The 20,542-nt window shown below is 60.3% G+C and carries 16 protein-coding genes; 6 read left to right on the forward strand and 10 right to left on the reverse strand.

Translation table 11 applies throughout. From position 1 onward, the window contains the following. Positions 1–141: 141 nt before the first annotated feature. Positions 142–3,993: a bifunctional diguanylate cyclase/phosphodiesterase gene (locus P3C29_RS12055; RefSeq protein ID WP_169386346.1), complete on the forward strand. Its 3,852-nt coding sequence runs from the start codon at positions 142–144 to the stop codon at positions 3,991–3,993. A gap of 276 nt (positions 3,994–4,269) precedes the next feature. Continuing rightward, on the forward strand, positions 4,270–5,523 hold the full coding sequence (glyA, locus tag P3C29_RS12060; protein WP_010174925.1) for a serine hydroxymethyltransferase: 1,254 nt from the start codon (positions 4,270–4,272) through the stop codon (positions 5,521–5,523). A gap of 185 nt (positions 5,524–5,708) precedes the next feature. Here glyA and yjiA read toward each other — a convergent pair whose 3' ends face one another. The 3 genes from yjiA to P3C29_RS12075 form a co-directional block, all read right to left on the reverse strand. Beyond that, a complete protein-coding gene (gene yjiA / locus P3C29_RS12065) occupies positions 5,709–6,668 on the reverse strand; it encodes a GTPase (protein ID WP_275964600.1) in 960 nt (319 codons plus the stop codon). A 125-nt stretch (positions 6,669–6,793) separates the two neighbouring features. Then, positions 6,794–6,991 (reverse strand): YbdD/YjiX family protein, encoded by a 198-nt coding sequence (locus tag P3C29_RS12070; protein ID WP_003176208.1) that lies wholly within the window; start codon positions 6,989–6,991, stop codon positions 6,794–6,796. Between the two features lie 15 nt (positions 6,992–7,006). Continuing rightward, the gene (locus P3C29_RS12075) at positions 7,007–9,073 is read right to left on the reverse strand and encodes a carbon starvation CstA family protein (protein ID WP_010174921.1); all 2,067 of its coding nucleotides are present in this window, start codon (positions 9,071–9,073) and stop codon (positions 7,007–7,009) included. A gap of 173 nt (positions 9,074–9,246) precedes the next feature. Between P3C29_RS12075 and P3C29_RS12080 the strand changes: the two genes are divergently transcribed. Then, positions 9,247–9,615: a PilZ domain-containing protein gene (locus P3C29_RS12080; protein ID WP_177043363.1), complete on the forward strand. Its 369-nt coding sequence runs from the start codon at positions 9,247–9,249 to the stop codon at positions 9,613–9,615. A 115-nt stretch (positions 9,616–9,730) separates the two neighbouring features. On the opposite strand, the gene radA is transcribed toward P3C29_RS12080, so the two are convergent. Genes radA through katB form a run of 3 tightly spaced genes read right to left on the reverse strand, consistent with a single transcriptional unit; the run spans position 9,731 to position 13,271 of the window. Then, positions 9,731–11,098, reverse strand: a complete 1,368-nt coding sequence (radA, locus tag P3C29_RS12085) for a DNA repair protein RadA (protein WP_003215821.1) — start codon at positions 11,096–11,098, stop codon at positions 9,731–9,733. A gap of 35 nt (positions 11,099–11,133) precedes the next feature. Next, positions 11,134–11,673 (reverse strand): ankyrin repeat domain-containing protein, encoded by a 540-nt coding sequence (locus P3C29_RS12090; RefSeq protein ID WP_275964601.1) that lies wholly within the window; start codon positions 11,671–11,673, stop codon positions 11,134–11,136. A 56-nt stretch (positions 11,674–11,729) separates the two neighbouring features. After that, positions 11,730–13,271 (reverse strand): catalase KatB, encoded by a 1,542-nt coding sequence (katB, locus tag P3C29_RS12095; RefSeq protein ID WP_275964602.1) that lies wholly within the window; start codon positions 13,269–13,271, stop codon positions 11,730–11,732. Positions 13,272–13,557: 286 nt separating this feature from the next. Between katB and mscL the strand changes: the two genes are divergently transcribed. Further along, positions 13,558–13,974 (forward strand): large-conductance mechanosensitive channel protein MscL, encoded by a 417-nt coding sequence (gene mscL / locus P3C29_RS12100; RefSeq protein WP_010174913.1) that lies wholly within the window; start codon positions 13,558–13,560, stop codon positions 13,972–13,974. Positions 13,975–14,016: 42 nt separating this feature from the next. Here the strand turns inward: mscL and P3C29_RS12105 are convergent, their stop codons facing one another. Beyond that, positions 14,017–14,793: a ferredoxin--NADP reductase gene (locus tag P3C29_RS12105; RefSeq protein WP_275964603.1), complete on the reverse strand. Its 777-nt coding sequence runs from the start codon at positions 14,791–14,793 to the stop codon at positions 14,017–14,019. A 445-nt stretch (positions 14,794–15,238) separates the two neighbouring features. Between P3C29_RS12105 and P3C29_RS12110 the strand changes: the two genes are divergently transcribed. Together P3C29_RS12110 and P3C29_RS12115 are read left to right on the forward strand one after the other, a co-directional pair. Further along, complete coding sequence (locus tag P3C29_RS12110) at positions 15,239–15,949, forward strand: LuxR family transcriptional regulator (protein WP_201125414.1); 711 nt, start codon at positions 15,239–15,241, stop codon at positions 15,947–15,949. Positions 15,950–16,074: 125 nt separating this feature from the next. Further along, entirely contained in the window at positions 16,075–17,199 is a 1,125-nt protein-coding gene (locus tag P3C29_RS12115) for a methyltransferase (protein WP_201125415.1), read from the forward strand. Between the two features lie 41 nt (positions 17,200–17,240). Here P3C29_RS12115 and P3C29_RS12120 read toward each other — a convergent pair whose 3' ends face one another. The 3 genes from P3C29_RS12120 to P3C29_RS12130 are packed head-to-tail and all read right to left on the reverse strand — an operon-like array spanning position 17,241 to position 19,871. Beyond that, positions 17,241–17,408, reverse strand: a complete 168-nt coding sequence (locus tag P3C29_RS12120; RefSeq protein ID WP_010174906.1) for a DUF2474 domain-containing protein — start codon at positions 17,406–17,408, stop codon at positions 17,241–17,243. 12 nt (positions 17,409–17,420) lie between these two features. Continuing rightward, positions 17,421–18,428 (reverse strand): cytochrome d ubiquinol oxidase subunit II, encoded by a 1,008-nt coding sequence (gene cydB, locus P3C29_RS12125; protein WP_008432810.1) that lies wholly within the window; start codon positions 18,426–18,428, stop codon positions 17,421–17,423. A gap of 3 nt (positions 18,429–18,431) precedes the next feature. Next, a complete protein-coding gene (locus P3C29_RS12130; RefSeq protein WP_010174899.1) occupies positions 18,432–19,871 on the reverse strand; it encodes a cytochrome ubiquinol oxidase subunit I in 1,440 nt (479 codons plus the stop codon). Positions 19,872–20,542 lie beyond the last annotated feature (671 nt).

A 20,542-nucleotide genomic window follows, 5' to 3' on the forward strand; every position in this document is an offset into this window, starting at 1 on the left:
AAAGCTACCTGAATGCGGGTGGGCAGTCCAGCCAGGCGGGGCTGGCACTTTGCCACAACACAAGGCATGCTAGCCGCCCTCCGGGCGTCCGGCTTATAGTGCACGTCGCGCGCCAGTCCAGCCAAACCGCAGGATCACAGTTTGTCCAACGTCACGCCGCCCACTCCCCTGCGCGCCGCTCATATAGCGCCGGGAGCGCCCCTGCACGGAACCCTGAAGGGCGCATTGGCGACGCTTGTCCTGCTGCTGCTCGCGTTATTGTTCTGGCAACTGCTGGACCAGTTGCAGCAAAACCAGAAAAACCAGCAGCAATACACCATCGACTACAGCGCCGACCTGGCCGAACAGATCAGCCTGAACATGGCCCTCAGCGCGCAAATCGCCCTGAACCTGCTACCGATCGTCGAGCCGCCCCGGGACACCGAACAGCAACAAATCCTGATGCGCACCCTGCAACGCTCCCTGCCGGAGTTGCGCAGCGTCGCCCTGCTCGCCCCCAGCGGCGCGATGATCAGTGACAGCGCCAGCGACAGCCAGGACAGCGCGTGGCTTGAAGAACTGGTCAAGCGCAGCCACGCCCAGTCCTATTACCTGAGCAACAACAACGACGGCACCGTCATCTACCTGCTGCTGCACCAGCCCAGCGGCGGCACCAAGATGTACTGGGCCCTGCGCCTGGCGCCCAATTACCTGGCCAACCTGACCCGCCAGGACGGCCAGGGCCAGCGCCCCATGTGGGTCATCGAAAACCGCCTCAACCACCGCGTGGTCAGCCGTGACAGCGGCATGCCGGCCCAATGGGCCTCGTCGTTGACCCCGGACGAATTGAACAAAAGTGTACTGGTCACACCCCTGAGCAAGAGCGACTGGCAACTGCGCGGCCTGTTCGACCGCGCTGCCGTGCTGGAACAACTGCTGCCGGCCTTTATTGGCAAATGCCTGCTGGGCCTGGCCTTCTCGCTGATCCCGGTGATCGTGCTGCTGAACATGCGCCGCCGCCAGCGCCAGGTGCACGAGGGGCGGCGCCGCTACCAGGATATTTTCGAAGGCACCGGCGTGGCGCTGTGCGTGCTGGACCTGTCTGGCCTGCGTGCCTTCTTCGATAGAGCCCGACTGCAAACCCGCGAACAGTTGCAACAGTTACTGCAAGACAGCCCGGAGCAACGCCAGCAATTGCTCAAGGAACTGCGCATTACCGAGGTCAATCAGGTGGCGGTGCGCCTGCTGAATGTCGCCTCTTGCGAGCAAGCCTGGGAACGCCTGATCGACGCCTGCCCGTCGAGCCCTACCGCCATCGGCCACCAGGTGATCGACGCGGTACTGACCCAACAGAAACAGCTCGAACTGGAAATCCAGCTCAGCGACGTCGCAGGCAACGACCAATACCTGTGGCTGGTGATGCGCCTGCCGGAGCAACAGGACGACTTCAAGGCGGTGATCCTGAGCATCAGCGACATCACCAGCCGCAAGCTGATCGAGCTGTCGCTGGTGGAGCGCGAGGGGTTCTGGTCGGACGTGGTGCGCACCGTGCCCGATCACCTGTATGTACAGGACGTGATCAGCCAACGGATGATTTTCAGCAACCACCACCTTGGCCACACCCTGGGCTACAACAAGCCCGAACTGCAGCAAATGGGCGAGTATTTCTGGGAAATCCTGCTGCACCCCGAAGACGCCGAGCGCTACCACGACCTGCGTCAGCAACAGCGCCAGGCCGGCTACCTCAGCCAGTTGCAGTGCCAACTGCGCTTTCGCCACCGCAACAACCAATGGCGGCGCTTCGATATCCGCGAACAGGCCCTGGCCCGGGACAAGACCGACCAGGTGACGCGTATTATCGGCGTGGCCAAGGACATCACCGACCAGATCGAGGCCAGCGAATCCCTGCGGGACAGCGAACAGCGCTACCGCATGCTGGCCGAAAGCATCAGCGACGTGATCTTTTCCACCGACAGCAAGCTGGCCCTCAACTACGTCAGCCCTTCGGTGAACGCGGTGCTGGGTTATGACGTTGACTGGATCTTTGAAAACGGCTGGCAATCGACCATCGCCAACCCGCAGCAACTGACCGGCATCTACTCCCTGGTGGAGCAAGTCAGCCGCGCCCTGGACCAACCCGAATCCCTGGCGGCCTTGCGCAACGACGTGCAGACCCAGTTGTTCCTGTTCGACTGCCTGCGCGCCGACGGGCGCAAGATCCCCATCGAGCTGCGCCTGGTGCTGGTGTGGGACGAGCACGGTGCATTCGAAGGCATCCTCGGCGTGGGTCGCGATATCAGCCAGCAACGCCGCGCGGAAAAAGACCTGCGCATGGCGGCCACGGTATTCGAACACTCCACCTCGGCGATCCTGATCACCGACCCGGCCGGCTATATCGTGCAGGCCAACGAGGCCTTCAGCCGGGTCAGCGGTTATGCGGTGGCGGACGTGCTCGACCAGTTGCCGAACATGCTCACCGTCGACGAACAGCAGGAAGCCCACCTGCGCTACGTGCTCAAGCAATTGCACCAGCACAGCACCTGGGAAGGCGAAGTGTGGCTCAAGCGCCGCAACGGCGAGCATTATCCGGCCTGGGTCGGGATTACTGCCGTGTTCGATGACGAAGGCGACCTGGCCAGCTACGTGTGCTTCTTCAGTGACATCAGCGAGCGCAAGGCCAGCGAACAGCGGATCCACCGCCTGGCCTACTACGACGCCCTGACCCACCTGCCCAACCGCACGCTGTTCCAGGACCGCCTGCACACCGCGTTGCAGTCGGCGGAACGGCAGAAGTCGTGGGTGGTGCTGATGTTCCTCGACCTCGACCGCTTCAAGCCGATCAACGACTCCCTCGGCCACGCCGCCGGCGACCGCATGCTCAAGGAAATGGCCACCCGCCTGCTGGGTTGCGTGGCCGAAGACGACACCGTGGCGCGCATGGGCGGCGACGAGTTCACCTTGCTGCTGCAGCCACGGGTCAACCGTGAAATGGCGCTGAACCGCGCGATTCACGTGGCCGAGCAGATCCTGGCCAGCCTGGTGAAGCCGTTTGTGCTGGAGGGCCGCGAGTTCTTCGTGACCGCCAGTATCGGCATCGCCTTGAGCCCGCAGGACGGCAACGAGCTGAGCCAGTTGATGAAGAACGCCGACACGGCGATGTACCACGCCAAGGAGCGCGGCAAGAACAACTTCCAGTTCTACCAGGCCGACATGAACGCCAGCGCCCTGGAGCGGCTGGAGCTGGAAAGCGACCTGCGCCACGCCCTGGAACAGAACGAATTCGTGCTCTATTACCAGCCGCAGTTCAGCGGCGACGGTAAACGCCTGACCGGCGCCGAAGCCCTGCTGCGCTGGCGCCATCCACGTCGCGGGCTGGTGCCGCCGGGGGATTTCATCCCGGTGCTGGAAGAGTTGGGACTGGTGGTGGACGTAGGCGACTGGGTGATCAGCGAAGCCTGCCGTCAACTCAAGACCTGGCACCAGAACAAGGTGCGGGTGCCCAAGGTCTCGGTCAACATCTCGGCCCGGCAGTTCTCCGACGGGCAACTGGGGGAGCGCATCGCCACCATCCTCAAGGACACCGGCCTGCCGCCGGCGTGCCTGGAGCTGGAGCTGACCGAAAGTATCCTGATGCGCGAGGTCAATGAAGCGATGCAGATCCTCGCCAGCCTGAAAAACCTCGGCCTGAGCATTGCGGTAGACGACTTCGGCACGGGTTATTCGTCGCTGAACTACCTCAAGCAATTCCCCATCGACGTGCTGAAGATCGATCGCACCTTTGTCGACGGCCTGCCGTCGGGTGAGCAGGATGCGCAGATTGCCCGGGCGATTATCGCGATGGCCCACAGCCTGAACCTGGCGGTAATCGCCGAGGGCGTGGAAACCCATGAGCAACTGGACTTCCTGCGGGAGCACGGTTGTGACGAGGTGCAGGGCTACCTGTTCGGGCGGCCGATGCCGGCGAACCGGTTTGAGGCGCAGTTCAGCAACGATGCGCTGTTCATGTTCGACTAAGAGCGTGTGATGCGGCTTATGTGGCGAGGGGGCTTGTCCCCCGTTGGGCTGCGAAGCAGCCCCAAAACCTGCCACCGCGATCTATCTGAATAAACGTGTGAGCCCTGAATGGGGCTGCTGCGCAGCCCAACGGGGGACAAGCCCCCTCGCCACAAGGGCACCACTCATCCCCAAGTGAATCCCGCTTGTCCGCGACATGATGTCCTTTCATATGCCATCTAAAACCCATTGGGTTAGAATGCGCTTCTTTTCTGCCCCCGATCCTTGAGGACCGCCATGTTCAGCCGTGATTTGACTATTGCCAAGTACGACGCCGATCTCTTTGCCGCCATGGAGCAAGAAGCCGTGCGCCAGGAAGAGCACATTGAGCTGATCGCTTCGGAAAACTACACCAGCCCTGCGGTTATGGAGGCTCAAGGTTCGGTTCTGACCAACAAGTACGCCGAAGGCTACCCAGGCAAGCGTTACTACGGTGGTTGCGAGTACGTCGACATCGTTGAGCAGCTGGCAATCGACCGCGCCAAGGAACTGTTCGGCGCCGATTACGCCAACGTCCAGCCACACGCCGGCTCCCAAGCCAACAGCGCCGTTTACCTGGCCCTGCTGCAAGCGGGCGACACCATCCTGGGCATGAGCCTGGCCCACGGCGGTCACCTGACCCACGGCGCCAGCGTTTCCTCCTCCGGCAAGCTGTACAACGCCGTTCAGTACGGCATCGACGGCAACGGCCTGATCGACTACGACGAAGTCGAGCGCCTGGCGGTTGAGCACAAGCCAAAAATGATCGTGGCCGGTTTCTCTGCCTACTCGCAGATCCTGGATTTCCCACGCTTCCGCGCAATCGCTGACAAAGTCGGCGCCTACCTGTTCGTCGACATGGCCCACGTGGCCGGTCTGGTCGCCGCTGGCGTCTACCCGAACCCGGTGCCATTCGCTGACGTAGTGACCACCACGACCCACAAGACCCTGCGCGGTCCACGTGGCGGCCTGATCCTGGCGCGCGCCAACGCCGAGATCGAGAAGAAGCTGAACTCCGCCGTTTTCCCGGGCGGCCAAGGTGGCCCGCTGGAGCACGTGATCGCCGCCAAAGCGATCTGCTTCAAGGAAGCCCTGCAGCCTGAGTTCAAGACCTACCAGCAGCAAGTGGTGAAAAACGCCAAGGCCATGGCCGGTGTGTTCATCGAGCGCGGTTTTGACGTGGTGTCCGGCGGTACTGAAAACCACCTGTTCCTGCTGTCGCTGATCAAGCAGGACATCTCCGGTAAGGATGCTGACGCCGCACTGGGCAAAGCCTTCATCACCGTGAACAAGAACTCGGTACCGAACGACCCACGTTCGCCGTTCGTCACCTCCGGCCTGCGCTTCGGCACCCCGGCTGTGACCACTCGTGGCTTCAAGGAAGCAGAGTGCAAGGAACTGGCTGGCTGGATCTGCGACATCCTGGCTGACCTGAACAACGAAGCAGTGATCGACGCTGTGCGTGAGAAGGTCAAGGCCATCTGCAAGAAGCTGCCGGTATACGGCGCTTGATTGCAGTGGGTTGAATGAAAAGCCCGGCTCAAGAGCCGGGCTTTTTTATGCCGGATTTCAAATTGAAATACGGTTAAGTGTGGGAGCTGGCTTGCCTGCGATAGCGGTGTGCCAGTTAATACACCTGTGACTGACACACTGCTATCGCAGGCAAGCCAGCTCCCACATTTTGACTGTGTTTCAACTCAGGGTTGGTAAACCCGTGCAAAGCCTTCGCGGATCTTCTCTTCAGGCAACTCGTCGGCAATAAACACAATCACACTTTCCCGCGGCTCGCCTTCGGCCCATTCGGTGTCCCAATCGAACCCGTAAAGCTTCAGCACGCCCTGGAACACCATGCGCCGGTCTTCCCCGGCAATGTTCAGCACGCCCTTGTAGCGCAGCAGTTGCTTGCCGTGGTCTTCCAGCAGTTGGTTCATGAACTCGCTGAGCTTGTCGATATCCAGCGGCTGGTCGGTGCGCAGCACAAGGCTGGAAATACGGTCGATGGACGGCGCCTGGCTTACCGGGCGCAGGCTCATCCCGGCGTTCAGGTTGAAGCCGCGCACATCCAGCAGTTCGGCGAGGTCGATCTTGCCGTGCTCCACTACACGAATCGGTGCCCGGCGGTTGATGCGGGTCAGGCGCTCGCTCAGGGCGTCGAAGGTGGCGTCGTCCACCAGGTCACGCTTGCTCACCAGCAGGCGGTCGGCAAACCCGATCTGCGCCTGGGCGATGGTCTGGGTCAGGTGGTGCTCGGCGTGGGCCGCGTCCACCAGGGTGATGATGCCGTCGAGGATGTAGCGCTCGCGCAGTTCTTCATCGATGAAAAAGGTCTGGGCTACCGGGGCCGGGTCGGCCAGGCCGGTGCACTCGATCACCAGGCGGTCGAAAGCGATCTCGCCGCTGTCCAGGCGCTCCAGCAGCAGGTACAGGGCCTTGGTCAGGTCGGTGTGAATGGTGCAGCACACGCAGCCATTGGACAGGGTCATGACTTGCACCGGCTCGCTGCCCAGCAATTGGGTGTCGATACCGGCGTCGCTGAATTCGTTCTCGATCACGGCGATTTTCAAGCCGTGCTCGGCCTTGAGCAGGTGCCGCAACAAGGTGGTCTTGCCAGCGCCAAGAAAGCCGCTGAGGACGGTGACGGGGATGGGGGTTAACAAAACAACGATCTCCCATGCGCTAAAAGAAATGTAGGAGCCCGGCTTGCCGGCGATGGCGGTCTGAAGATCGCTATCGCCGGCAAGCCGGGCTCCTACAGTAGGGTGTTGGGCTCAAATGCGGTGCTTCAACAGCACTTGGGCCCGCCCTTGCCGCCGTAACGGGCTTCCTGGCGTTCCCGGAAGAACGCCTTGTAGTCCATCATCGGCTTGTCCGGGTGTTTGGTTTGCATATGCTCGACGTAGGTGTCGTAGTCGGGCATGCCGACCATCAGGCGCGCGGCCTGACCGAGGTATTTACCGAGGCGACTGATGTCATTGAACATGATTGCAATCCTCTATCAAGCGTCCGGGATGGCCTGGTATGGCGCTTCTTTATCCGTACGTTCCTTTTTGCCCCAGGCGGCGATGCCGACCTTGAGCGCATAGAACAGGATGCTGAAGACCACGAACAGGAACAGCGCCGTCAGCGTTGCGTTGGTGTAGGCGTTCCAGATCACGTGCTGCATCTGGTCGATGCTCTTGGCCGGTGCGAGGATCTGGCCGCCGGCCAGGGCATCGCTGTATTTCTTGGCCAGCGACAGGAAGCCGATCGCCGGGTTGGCGTCGAACAGCTTGATGAAGCCTGCGGTCACGGTGCAGATCAGCAGCCAGACTGCCGGCAGCATAGTCACCCAGATGTAGCGTTGGCGTTTCATTTTGATCAGCACAACGGTGGCGAGCATCAGCGCGATACCGGCCAGCATCTGGTTGGAGATACCGAACAGCGGCCACAAGGTGTTGATGCCGCCCAGTGGGTCGATCACGCCTTGGTACAGCAGGTAACCCCACATGGCCACGCAACCTGCGGTGGCAATCAGGTTGGCCGTCCAGGACTCGGTACGCTTGAGCGCCGGTACGAAGGAGCCGAGCAGGTCCTGAAGCATGAAGCGACCGGCACGGGTACCGGCGTCCACTGCGGTCAGGATGAACAGCGCTTCGAACAGGATCGCAAAGTGGTACCAGAACGCCATGGTGTTTTCACCCGGCAGTACGCTGTGCAGGATCTGCGCGATACCGACCGCCAGGGTCGGCGCACCGCCGGCACGGGCCAGGATGGTGGACTCGCCGATGTCATGCGCCACTGCCTGCAACGCTTCCGGGGTAATCGCAAACCCCCAGCTGCTGACGGTTTGCGCAACGGTCACCACGTCACCGCCCACAATTGCGGCCGGGCTGTTCATGGCGAAGTACACGCCAGGCTCGATCACCGAAGCGGCAACCATTGCCATGATGGCCACGAACGACTCCATCAACATGCCGCCATAACCGATGTAACGGGCGTGCCCTTCACTGGCCAGCAACTTGGGCGTAGTGCCCGAGGAGATCAGCGCGTGGAAGCCCGACACCGCGCCACAGGCAATGGTGATGAACAGGAACGGAAACAGGCCGCCCTTCCACACCGGACCGGTGCCATCGATAAACTGGGTCAGCGCCGGCATTTTCAGCTCTGGCATGGTCACCAGAATGCCGATCGCCAGGGCGATGATAGTGCCGATTTTCAGGAAGGTAGACAGGTAGTCGCGTGGCGCGAGAATCAGCCACACCGGCAGCACCGCCGCCACGAAACCGTAGCCGATCAACATCCAGGTAATCTGGATGCCGGTGAAGGTAAAGGCCTTGCCCCATACCGGGTCAGCGGCAATCTGCCCGCCCAGCCAGATCGAGCCCAGCAGCAACAGCACGCCGATGATCGAGATCTCGCCGATGCGGCCCGGGCGGATGTAGCGCATGTAAATGCCCATGAACATCGCGATCGGGATGGTTGCCATCACCGTGAAGATGCCCCACGGGCTTTCGGCCAGGGCCTTGACCACGATCAGCGCCAGCACCGCGAGGATGATGATCATGATCAGGAAGCAGCCAAACAGCGCGATGGTCCCGGGCACGCGGCCCATCTCTTCGCGGACCATGTCCCCCAGGGAACGGCCGTTGCGACGGGTGGACAGGAACAGGACCATGAAGTCCTGCACCGCGCCCGCCAGCACCACGCCGGCGATCAGCCATAACGTGCCGGGCAGGTAGCCCATCTGCGCCGCCAGTACCGGACCGACCAAAGGCCCAGCGCCGGCGATTGCCGCGAAGTGGTGACCGAAAAGGATGTGTTTGTTGGTCGGCACATAGTCCAGACCGTCGTTGTTGAGCACAGCGGGGGTAGCCCGCAGTGGATCGAGCTGCATCACATGGTTAGCGATGAACAGACTGTAGTAACGGTAAGCAACCAGATAAATGGCCACTGCTGCGACCACAATCCACAAGGCGTTGATCGCCTCGCCGCGGCGCAAGGCCACTACGCCCAGGGCGCACGCTCCTACGATTGCCAGCAGCAGCCAGGGTAGATGGCGTAGCAGGCTATTATTATTTTTCATTTTTATATTCCAGCCAGGGTGGACAGAAAGACAGCCATCCCGAGTTTAGCGCTACTGGCCTTAAAGGCCACCCCCCTACGTTGGTCTAGAGCCTTGCCGGGGCGAAAAAAGCAGAAATAATCGCCCCATGATGGCGCAGGGCTACAATTCTCTTATCCACAGAGGGTTTCACCATGAGCGAACAGCCTTCAGACCGACGCCGTTTCCGACGGATTGCCTTCGATGCCAAGACCGAGCTCACGCAAGACGGCCATGTCTGGCCGGTGCAACTGGTGGATTTGTCGCTCAAGGGATTGCTCGTGCAACGGCCCGAAGGCTGGCAGGGCCATCGCTACGAGTCGTTTGACGTGGATATTCATCTGGACGCCGAGACCGACGTGAAGATGCAAGTGCGGCTGACCCACGACGATCATGGGCAGCTCGGCTTTGTGTGCGAGCACATCGACCTCGACTCGATCAGCCACCTGCGGCGGATAATCGAGTTGAACCTGGGCGATCAGGCAGAACTGGAGCGGGAATTCGCCGCCTTGCTGGAGATCTGAAAATGTGGGAGCTGGCTTGCCTGCGATGGCGGTGTGTCAGTTTGCATATCAATTAGCTGATACACCGCCATCGCGGGCAAGCCCGGCTCCCACAGGGGTGATGTGTGGCTGGCGACTATTCGAACAGGGCATCCAGCGCCTGCTCCAGGCGGGTCACTCCGATCACCTGCAGCCCCGGCGGCATTTCTTTCGGGGCATTGCCCTTGGGCACGATGGCGCGCTTGAAGCCGTGCTTGGCCGCTTCTTTCAGGCGCTCCTGCCCGCTCGGTACCGGGCGCACTTCACCCGACAGGCCCACCTCGCCAAATACCAGCAAGTCATGGGGCAACGGCCGGTTGCGCAGGCTGGACATCACCGCCGCCATCAACGCCAGGTCGGACGCGGTCTCCAGCACCTTGACCCCGCCCACCACGTTGAGGAACACGTCCTGGTCATGGGTGGGAATGCCGCCGTGGCGGTGCAGTACCGCCAGCAACATCGCCAGACGGTTCTGATCCAGGCCCAACGTGACCCGACGCGGGTTGGCCAGGTGGCTGTCATCCACCAGCGCCTGCACTTCCACCAGCATCGGCCGGGTGCCTTCCCACGTTGCCATCACCACGCTGCCTGGGACTTCTTCCTGTGCGCGGGTCAGAAAAATCGCCGACGGGTTGGAGACTTCCTTCAAGCCCCGGTCGGTCATGGCAAACACACCCAATTCGTTGACCGCGCCAAAACGGTTCTTCACCGCCCGCAACAATCGCAATCGGCCGTCGGACTCGCCTTCGAAATACAGCACGGTGTCGACCATGTGTTCCAGCACCCGTGGCCCGGCCAGCGCGCCTTCTTTAGTCACATGGCCCACCAGGAAAATCGCCGTGCCGCTCTGTTTCGCGTAACGCACCAGCAATGCGGCACTTTCCCGCACCTGGGACACGCCACCCGGCGCCGATTGCAGTTGTTCGGTGAAAATCGTCTGGATCGAGTCAATCACCATCACCTTGGGCTTTTCCAGGCGCGCGGTGGCGATGATGCTTTCAATGCAGGTTTCGGTCATCACCCGCAGCTGGTCCTGGGGCAACCCCAGGCGGCGGGCGCGCATGGCCACCTGTTGCTGGGATTCTTCGCCGGTGACATACAGCGCCGGCATACGGCTGGCGATGCTGCACAGGGTTTGCAGCAGGATCGTGGATTTGCCGATGCCCGGGTCACCGCCGATCAGCACCACCGAGCCGTCCACCAGGCCGCCGCCCAACACCCGGTCCAATTCGCCGGAGGCTGTGGAGAAACGCGGGATTTCTTCGACGCTGACTTCAGCCAGGGTCTTGATCTGGGTTTGTTGCCCGGTCCAGCCGGAGCGGCCGCTGGGGGCCACGGCGCCGCCACTTTCAATCATGGTTTCGGTGAGGGTGTTCCACGCACCGCATTCAGTGCACTGGCCGGCCCACTTGGGAAAGGTCGCGCCGCACTCCGTGCAGCCATACATGCGCTTGGCCTTTGCCATTTGAGAACCTCCAACCGAAAAACCGCGATGATAGCTCAGCGCGGCGCCGGGGTATGGATTTCACCGCTGGCCAAACGTGAAGCGCTGTTACCGATCGGGTCTTCGGCGTTGAGATCGGCGCCCCTGGCTTTCAGTTCGTCCAGCAGTTCCACACGTTTGAACAGCCCGGCATACATGGCCGCCGTTTGTCCGGCGCCGTTGCGCTGGTCGGGGTTGCAGTCGGTGGCAAGCAGACGCTGGGCGATTTTCAGCTCTCCCTTGAAGATCGCCCCCATCAACGCGGTGTTGCCGCGCTTGTCCTGCACGCAGGCATCGGCGCCGGCGGCGAGCAATCGGTCCACGTAGGCACCCTCGCCGTGGTAGGCCGCGAGAATCAGCGCGGTGTAGCCTTTTTCGTCCTGGGTGTTCAGCGAATAGCCGGATTCGATGAAGGTATTGAGCATGTCCACGTCGCCACGGCGGGCCGCGTCGAAGTAGTAATCCTGGAGCTGTGTTTTCACCCCTTCCGGGTCGGACGACTCGGCATGAGCGGTAAAAGCCAGCAAGGCGGTGAATAAAGCGATGTAGATACGCATGGCGTTTCTCCTGCCTGGTGTCGACGCCCCCTCGGGCGCCGACAGGGGCTAACCCATCAGTCCATCAGTTTTTCAGCCAGCGCCTTGACGCGGGCCAGGTCACCCTTGGCGACTTTGGTCACGCCGGTGCCGTACTCCGGATCAGCCTTGTAGAGGAACGACAGGATGATGTGCTTGCTCTCGTCATCGGTGGTGGCCAGGGAGCCGCCAAAGTTGTCGATCAAGTCCTGACGCTCTTTCTTGTTGAACGAGCGGTACAAATCACCGGCCTGCTTGAAGTTCTGCTCACGCTGGATCTTTGCCTGCTGGGTGCTGCCCGACAGGGCCGACTGGCTGTAACGGGCGGTTTGCGGCTCTTCCCGTGGCACCAGGCGGCTAGGCTGGTAGTTCACGCCGGTGGTGGTTTTGCCGAAGTTCATCGCGCCGTCCTGGTTACCGTTATTGACGGTTACCCGGGGTGCGTTGATTGGCAGTTGCAGGGCGTTTGGCCCCAAGCGGTACATTTGCGTGTCGGCATAGGAGAACACCCGGCCTTGCAGCAGGCGGTCTTCCGACGGCTCGATGCCCGGCACCAGGTTCGCCGGGGCCATGGCCACTTGCTCGGTTTCCTGGAAAACGTTGGCCGGGTTGCGGTTCAGCACCATTTGCCCGACTTTGCGCTCCGGCACGTCTGGCCAGATCTTTGTGGCGTCCAGCGGGTCGAAATCAAACTTGGCCAAGTCCTCAGGTTTCAGCACTTGCACATACAAGTCCCACTTGGGGAAATCGCCCTTGTTAATGTGCGTGACCAAGTCATTGGTCATATGGCTGTAATCGCGGCCCTGGACTTCAACCACTTGTTTGGGATCGAGGTTCTTGATGCCTTGCAGGCTCTTCCAGTGGAACTTGACGTAGTGCACTTCGCCCTTGGCGTTAATCAACTTATAGGCATGCACGCCGTTGCCATCCATCTCGCGATAACTGGCCGGTGTACCGGAGTCCGAGTACAACTCGGTCAATGTGCGCGTGGACTCTGGAACATGGGAGAAGAAGTCAAAACGACGGGAATCGTCATCCAGGTTAGTGCGCGGGTCAGGTTTAAAGGCATGAACCATGTCCGGAAACTTGATGGCGTCACGAATAAAGAACGTCGGGAAGTTGTTGCCTACCAGGTCCCAGTTGCCTTCGGCAGTGTAGAACTTGGTGGCAAAGCCGCGCGGGTCACGCAGGGTTTCCGGCGAATGGTTGCCGTGAACGACCGCAGAGAAGCGCACAAACACCGGCGTGGCTTCACCGGCGGCAAATACCTTGGCCTTGGTCAGGTCGCTGAGGTTGTCGGTGACGGTGAATGTACCGTGGGCGCCGGTGCCACGGGCATGCACCACACGCTCCGGAATGCGTTCGCGGTCAAAGCGCTGCAACTTCTGGATCAGTTGCACGTCTTGCAACAGCACCGGGCCATTGGCCCCGGCAGTTTGCGAGTTCTGATTGTCACCGACCGCCGCGCCATTATCGCGGGTGAGGTTGGCGGCGTGTACGGACAGCGAAAGAAGACTGGCGCCCATTACAAGCAGCACCCGTCGCGCAGAAACAGGCCCGCGGCTAATAGGGTTTTTCATCGAGGTATCCTCTGGTTTTTTTAGTGCACATTGAGTTGTGCTTGCCAGAGGCTAGTGACCCGCGAGTCAGAAGATAAATAGAAAAGCCGTACCACCCCGATAAAGAAAATAGTGTGGTAACCCCCTGAAATAGCGGGTATTCCGCGCGCGATTGGTGGCACTTTGCAAACTATTTGCGTTTTAATGTGTCGATAAAAACGGACACTGTTAGCAGTTGTGTCGAGCAAGCCTCGCCACACTGTCTTACACTGGCTTCTACCTCCTCATCTGTAACAAGGAATAACCTATGGGCGTGTTAAGTGAGTTCAAGGCCTTCGCGGTCAAAGGTAATGTGGTCGACATGGCCGTCGGTATTATCATCGGCGCCGCCTTCGGGAAAATTGTTTCCTCGTTTGTAGGCGACGTAGTGATGCCCCCTATCGGTCTGTTGATCGGTGGTGTGGACTTCGGCGACCTGGCCGTCACACTCAAGGCCGCCCAGGGCGATGCGCCTGCAGTGGTGCTGGCGTATGGCAAGTTCATCCAGAGCGTGATCGACTTCGTGATCGTCGCGTTTGCAATCTTCATGGGTGTGAAGGCCATCAACCGCCTGAAGCGCGAAGAGGCCGTGGCGCCTACCTTGCCGCCGGTTCCTACCAAGGAAGAAGAGCTGCTGGGAGAGATCCGAGATCTGCTCAAGGCACAGAACAGCAAGCCCGAGTAAGCTCGGCAAATAAAGCAAAGGCGCCTTCGGGGCGCCTTTGTTTTACCAGTAGTTTTCCACGGCCACCTGGCCGGGGCGACGGGTCAGGCTCAGTTGCATGTCGCGTTGTTTGAGCAACTGGCGGGTGTCATCGATCATCTGCGGGTTGCCGCAAATCATCACCCTGGAATGCTCGGGGGTCAGCCCGACGCCGGCAGCGCGCTCCAGTTCGCCATTTTCGATCAGCGTGGTAATCCGTCCGTTCAGTGCGCCCGGATGTTGCTCACGGGTGACGATGGGAACGTAAGTGAGCTTGTGGGCGTGTTCCGCCAGGTACTCGCGTTCACCCAGTTCATGGATCAGTGACTGATAGGCCAACTCCCGGGCCTCCCGCGCGCTGTAGACGAGGATGATGCGCTCGAATTTTTCCCACACCTCAAAGTCCTGCAGGATCGACAGAAACGGCGCGATGCCAGTCCCTGTGCCCAACAGCCAGAGATCGCGGCCATCCACAAACCGGTCAAGGGTGAGGAAGCCCGTGGCCTGGCGCTCCACCAACAAGGTATCGCCCTCACGCAGGCGGCTCAGTTCACTGGTGAACTCACCGCCCGGCACCACGATGGAGAAGAAATCCAGGTGTTCATCAAACGGCGAGGACACCACCGAATAGGCACGCCACACAATGCTGCCATCGGCCTTGGTGACGCCCAGGCGCACGAATTGGCCGGCGCGAAATCGAAAGCCCGGGTCCCGGGTCGTACGCAGGGTAAACAGGCTGGGGGTCAGGGATTGCACGTCAAGCAACGTCTGGCGGGTGAATTTTTCAGCACTGGCCGTCATGGGGAACTCCGTTTTGCACAGACCCCTAGTGTCCCTCAAAGCCGCGCCTGGAAACACCGCTGGTTTGTACTGGCATTGCTGCCACGAGGGGCTAGGGATGCAGGTTTTTTCTGAAAAGCTAAAATAGCAACCCTTCAATTTGTACTAACTATTTAGCTATTAGCTCACACCCAATCAGCGATTAGATGGTGTAAGGCATATAAACACCATCAAAGTGACATTAAGGACAAGCCATTAATAACACTAAACATTCCGCATTAAACACAGACAACTTATACAAAGCGTTTAATTCTGTAGAGCGCCTGGCCTTCTAAAAGCCCGTCGGGGATAACTAATTTTTCATTTTTACACCCGGCTCGTGTCCTACACTGATTTTCGGGTCGACCCTGAGAGGCGAGCAGTCCCAAGTCACAGATAGAAAGGGAAAACTCATGGAGATGTAGAAATGGTCAACTGGCGCAATACTCGCTTACCCAAACTGGAAGGCGAGAACGAAATCACCAGTATGTATGAAGCGGCCCTGAATCTTACCTACGAACTCGACTTTCAGTACTGCGGATTCACACTCAGTTCTCACCTGCCAAACAACCCAACGAAGACCGTCCGCATCAACAACTATTCAAATGAATGGAACACCCTCTACAAACAACAAGACTACTTTGACCTGGACCCCGTTGTGGCCCATTGCAAGCGCTCGGTGCTGCCGATCGTATGGGACGAAAAAACCTTTTCCTCGGTACCGGACTTATGGGTTCACGCCCAATCCCAAGGCTTGAATTTCGGATGGACCCAGTCAGTCCATGACTTTCAGGGGGTTTTCAGCATGCTGAGCCTGGGACGCGATACCGGCCCTGTAAGCCCTGAAGAACTTTACGAGAAAGCCGGGCAAGCCCTATGGCTTTGTCACGCCCTACACGCGGTGGTGGCACAGAAGTATGCCGACAAGCCCGGCGTGCAAGCGCCCAGCAAATTGACCCCGCGCGAGACCGAAATCCTGCAATGGTCGGCCATGGGTAAAACCGCCTCGGACATTGCGACTATTCTCTGCCTGTCAGAACGCACGGTCGGCTTTCATATCAGCAGTGCCATGAAAAAGCTGGGCGTCTCGAACAAGATTGCCGCCGTGATGACCGCTGTCAAAGCGGGTCTGTTTTAAAACACCGAATGTAATCCCCTCAAAAAAAACGTAACATTTGCAGCCAGTTCCGGGTGATGACGCAAGCTCCAAGGGCCGCGTCGCCGTTCACCCAGATGGTCCGTTTACCCAGAGTCTCCCCCGCCATGCCCCTGCTCGACAGCGCCTTCGCCCAACTCGACCTGATCCGCCAGCCCGAACAGCACAACGACCCGTTGCAAGCCTTTGATGCGGCCGACGAGTATTTGCTCAGCCACCTGGCGGAACAGCAGCCGACCCCAGCCACTCGCGTGCTGGTGCTCAACGACAGTTTCGGCGCCCTGGCGGCCAGCCTCGAAGGGCATGTGCAGGTCACCTCCAGCGGCGACTCGTTCCTGGGTGCCCTGGGCCTGGAAAAAAACCTGGCGCGCAACGGCAAGGCCTTCGACGCGGTAACGTTCCTGCCCGCCAGCCAGACGCCGGTCGGGCCGTTCGACCGAGTACTGATCCGCGTACCCAAGACCCTGGCCCTGCTGGAAGAACAACTGATTCGCCTGCAGGGCCAACTGGCCCCAGGTGCCGAGGTGATTGCCGGGGCGATGGTCAAGCACCTGCCCCGCGCCGCCGGTGAATTGCTGGAGCGCTACATCGGGCCGATGCACGCTTCACTGGCGGTGAAAAAAGCCCGCCTGCTGATCGCCACCCTGGCCGACCGGCCACACGCCGTGTCGCCCTACCCTACGCGCTATAGCCTGGAAACCCCGGCCATCGAACTGCTCAACCACGCCAACGTGTTCTGCCGCGAAGGCCTGGACATCGGCACTCGCGCCTTTCTGCCACACCTGCCGAGCAACCTGGGCGGCGCCCGGGTTGCGGACCTGGGCTGTGGCAACGGCGTATTGGCGATTGCCAGCGCGCTGCAAAACCCCGAGGCGCAATACACGCTGGTGGACGAGTCTTATATGGCCGTGCAATCGGCGGCCGAGAACTGGCGCGCAGCGCTGGGCGAACGTGACGTGCTGATCCGCCCCGGCGATGGCCTGGCCGATCAAGCGCCGCAATCGTTGGACGTGGTGCTGTGCAACCCGCCGTTCCACCAGCAGCAGGTGGTGGGCGACTTCCTCGCCTGGCGCATGTTCCAGCAGGCGCGGGAAGCCCTGGTGGTCGGCGGCGCGCTGTATATCGTCGGCAACCGTCACTTGGGTTATCACACCAAATTGGCGCGCTTGTTCCGCGGCGTCGAGCAAGTGGCCACCACGCCGAAGTTCGTGGTGCTCAAGGCGCGTAAATAAAAAAGCCCTCCATAAAGGAGGGCAATACGTACAACGGGATGTCAGTGGGTGGTCAGGCCCGCGGCATTCATGAACATGCGCATCAGGCTGGCCACCACGAACAGGGCCACGACACTGCCGGTCCAGATCATCGCCAGCCAGCCCAGCCGCTGCCAGAGCGGCTTTTTCTCGGCCTGTTCGATGTCGTGCAACGAAGGTTTGCCGGACATGAGTCAATCCTCCTAGTGGTAACCGTCTTCGTGGGTGACCTTGCCGCGGAACACGTAGTAGCTCCAGAAGGTATAGCCCAGGATGAACGGGATGATGAACAGTGTGCCCACCAGCATGAAGCCCTGGCTTTGCGGCGGAGCGGCAGCGTCCCAGATCGATACCGATGGCGGGATGATGTTCGGCCACAGGCTGATACCCAAGCCGCTGTAACCGAGGAAGATCAGCACCAGCGTCAGCAGGAACGGCGTGTAGTGCGCATTGCGGGCCACGGCGCGAATCAGCCCGTACATGGTCACCAGCACCAGGATCGGCACCGGCAGGAACCAGAACAGGTTCGGCAGGGTGAACCAGCGCGAGGCGATTTCCGGGTGGGCCAGCGGCGTCCAGAGGCTGACGATACCGATCACCGCCAGCACCACGAATGCCAGGGGCCGTGCCAGGTTGTGCATCTTCTCCTGCAGGCTGCCTTCGGTCTTCATGATCAGCCAGGTGCAACCCAGCAGCGCGTACGCCACGATCAGGGCCACGCCACAGAACATCGTGAACGGCGTCAGCCAGTCCAGTGAGCCGCCGGCAAACTGGCGGTCGACCACCGGAATCCCATCAATGAACGCCCCCAGTGCCACGCCCTGGAAGAACGTCGCGGCCAGCGAGCCGCCGATGAAAGCCTTGTCCCACAGGTGACGCTTGTCGTCCTTGGCCTTGAAGCGGAACTCAAACGCCACACCGCGAAAGATCAGCCCGATCAGCATCAGCATCAGTGGCAGATAGAGCGCCGAGAGCACCACCGAGTAGGCCAGCGGGAACGCGCCAAACAGCGCCGCGCCCCCCAGTACCAGCCAGGTTTCGTTGCCGTCCCACACGGGGGCGACGGTGTTCATCATCACGTCACGGTCGGTCTTGCCCGGGATAAACGGGAAGAGAATGCCGATCCCCAGGTCGAAGCCGTCCATGACCACGTACATCATGATGCCGAAGATGATGATCACGGCCCAGATCAGCGGAAGATCAATACCCATGGCTCAGTTCCCCTTGTTCAAGGTGTCGCCGTGATCGGCGTCGGCGCTGTCATCGGCCGCCGACAACGGACGGGCCGGTGTGCGTTTCTGCCCGGGGCCACCGTGGGTGGGCTCGGTGCTTTCATGGGTCACAGGCCCTTTGCGCACCAGGCGCATCATGTAGCCCAGGCCCGCGCCGAACAGCGCGAAATACACCACCACAAACAACACCAACGTAATGCTCATCTGCGCAAAGCTGTGGTTGGACGAGGCGTCCGCCGTGCGCATCAGCCCGTAGACCACCCACGGCTGACGACCGATTTCCGTGGTGAACCAACCGGCGAGAATCGCGATCAGGCCGGACGGGCCCATCCACAACGCCAGGTACAGGAACGGCTTGGACGTGTACATCTTGTCGCCCTTGCGCAGCCAGAGGCTGAACAGGCCGGTGAAAATCATCAGGAAGCCCAGGCCCACCATGACCCGGAACGACCAGAACACGATGGTCGAGTTGGGACGGTCCTCAGGCGGGAACTCCTTGAGGGCCGGCACCTGCTTGTCCAGGGAGTGGGTCAGGATCAGGCTGCCCAGGTACGGGATTTCCACGGCGAATCTGGTTTTCTCGGCCTTCATGTCCGGCCAGCCGAACAGGATCAGCGGCGTGGGCTCGTTGCCGATATTTTCCCAGTGGCCTTCAATCGCAGCGATCTTCGCCGGTTGATGCTTCAGGGTATTGAGGCCATGGAAGTCACCGATCACGGCCTGGATTGGCGCGACAATCAGTGCCATCCACATCGCCATCGAGAGCATGGTGCGGATCGCCGGGTTGTCCTTGCCGCGCAGCAAGTGCCAGGCCGCCGAGGAGCCGACAAAGAACGCGGTCGCGACAAACGCTGCCGTGGCCATGTGCATCAGGCGGTAGGGGAACGACGGGTTGAAAATCACGGCCAGCCAGTCGGTAGGAATCACCCGGCCATCAATGATTTCAAAGCCCTGTGGCGTCTGCATCCAGCTGTTGGAGGCGAGAATCCAGAAGGTCGAGATCAGCGTACCGACGGCCACCATCACCGTGGCAAAGAAGTGCAGCTTGCGTCCGACCTTGTTCCAGCCGAACAACATCACCCCAAGGAACCCGGCTTCGAGGAAGAACGCCGTGAGCACTTCATAGGTCAGCAACGGCCCGGTGACGGCGCCGGCGAAGTCCGAGAAGCGGCTCCAGTTGGTGCCGAACTGATAAGCCATGACCAAACCGGAGACCACGCCCATGCCGAAGTTGACGGCAAAGATCTTCGACCAGAAATGGTAGAGGTCACGGTAAGTGTCGTTGTGGGTCTTGAGCCACAGGCCTTCCAGCACCGCAAGGTAACTGGCCAGACCGATGGTGATGGCCGGGAACAGGATATGGAATGAGATGGTGAACGCGAATTGAATTCGGGCGAGATCTAGCGCCTCCAAACCGAACATAAGTCTTCCTCTGTCAGGTAATACCGAATGCTGGCTGGAGGCCTGCACCCACTGCCCCCACGGATATGGAGTGTGGCGAATTTAAATTCGTTTCTTTTTTTAACCAGCCACGCAGGGATTCTGGCCTTGCGGCCGCCAGAGCAATCCCGGCGAAGGTTTTGATCTGGATCAAGCATTGCTGAAAGAGTAGTCCCATTTTCGCGAGAGCAAGGCGTGGTCTTTTGCCGCGTGACAGGTTGCCTCAGTGGTGAGGGGGCCTGCGTAATATCTGTAGCTGCCCATCTTTTGAGGCGGGATTGGGCGGGTGTTGGGGGCATATCCGTTATTTGGGTGATGGCCGCCTATGGTTCCGCTCTTACAGCGGCTCACTTTTGAACAGCGCAAAAGTAAGCAAAACGCTCTTGCCCCACCACTCGGCACCTCGCTAAGGCTCGGTGTGCCCTTGTAAGATTGTTTTCACCTGCTTCAGACCGTAGTGCCCTCTGATTTCGAGATCGTGAGTGAGCATGGGTCGGAGCAGGTTCCTTCCTAAACTAGTCCGAACGGTTGCCTGGGCGCAAAGCCCGATTCTGCAAGGTTGGACGTGAGGAAAACGCTATGGACCATGACTCTGCGTTCGTCGGAATTGATGTTTCCAAAAACAAGCTCGACTCATTCGTCAGCACTACTGG

Origin of the sequence: Pseudomonas sp. 1912-s (genome assembly GCF_029269205.1) — a bacterium.
Lineage (GTDB): Bacteria > Pseudomonadota > Gammaproteobacteria > Pseudomonadales > Pseudomonadaceae > Aquipseudomonas.

Excerpts from the sequence above, each read along its gene's own strand:
- katB (WP_275964602.1), bottom strand. The coding sequence starts at position 13,271 with ATGAAAAACCCTATTAGCCGCGGGCCTGTTTCTGCGCGACGGGTGCTG.
- glyA (WP_010174925.1), top strand. The coding sequence starts at position 4,270 with ATGTTCAGCCGTGATTTGACTATTGCCAAGTACGACGCCGATCTCTTT.
- P3C29_RS12075 (WP_010174921.1), bottom strand. The coding sequence starts at position 9,073 with ATGAAAAATAATAATAGCCTGCTACGCCATCTACCCTGGCTGCTGCTG.
- P3C29_RS12070 (WP_003176208.1), bottom strand. The coding sequence starts at position 6,991 with ATGTTCAATGACATCAGTCGCCTCGGTAAATACCTCGGTCAGGCCGCG.
- P3C29_RS12130 (WP_010174899.1), bottom strand. The coding sequence starts at position 19,871 with ATGTTCGGTTTGGAGGCGCTAGATCTCGCCCGAATTCAATTCGCGTTC.
- P3C29_RS12105 (WP_275964603.1), bottom strand. The coding sequence starts at position 14,793 with ATGACGGCCAGTGCTGAAAAATTCACCCGCCAGACGTTGCTTGACGTG.
- radA (WP_003215821.1), bottom strand. The coding sequence starts at position 11,098 with ATGGCAAAGGCCAAGCGCATGTATGGCTGCACGGAGTGCGGCGCGACC.
- P3C29_RS12080 (WP_177043363.1), top strand. The coding sequence starts at position 9,247 with ATGAGCGAACAGCCTTCAGACCGACGCCGTTTCCGACGGATTGCCTTC.
- P3C29_RS12120 (WP_010174906.1), bottom strand. The coding sequence starts at position 17,408 with ATGTCCGGCAAACCTTCGTTGCACGACATCGAACAGGCCGAGAAAAAG.
- P3C29_RS12090 (WP_275964601.1), bottom strand. The coding sequence starts at position 11,673 with ATGCGTATCTACATCGCTTTATTCACCGCCTTGCTGGCTTTTACCGCT.
- P3C29_RS12110 (WP_201125414.1), top strand. The coding sequence starts at position 15,239 with ATGGTCAACTGGCGCAATACTCGCTTACCCAAACTGGAAGGCGAGAAC.
- P3C29_RS12115 (WP_201125415.1), top strand. The coding sequence starts at position 16,075 with ATGCCCCTGCTCGACAGCGCCTTCGCCCAACTCGACCTGATCCGCCAG.
- mscL (WP_010174913.1), top strand. The coding sequence starts at position 13,558 with ATGGGCGTGTTAAGTGAGTTCAAGGCCTTCGCGGTCAAAGGTAATGTG.
- cydB (WP_008432810.1), bottom strand. The coding sequence starts at position 18,428 with ATGGGTATTGATCTTCCGCTGATCTGGGCCGTGATCATCATCTTCGGC.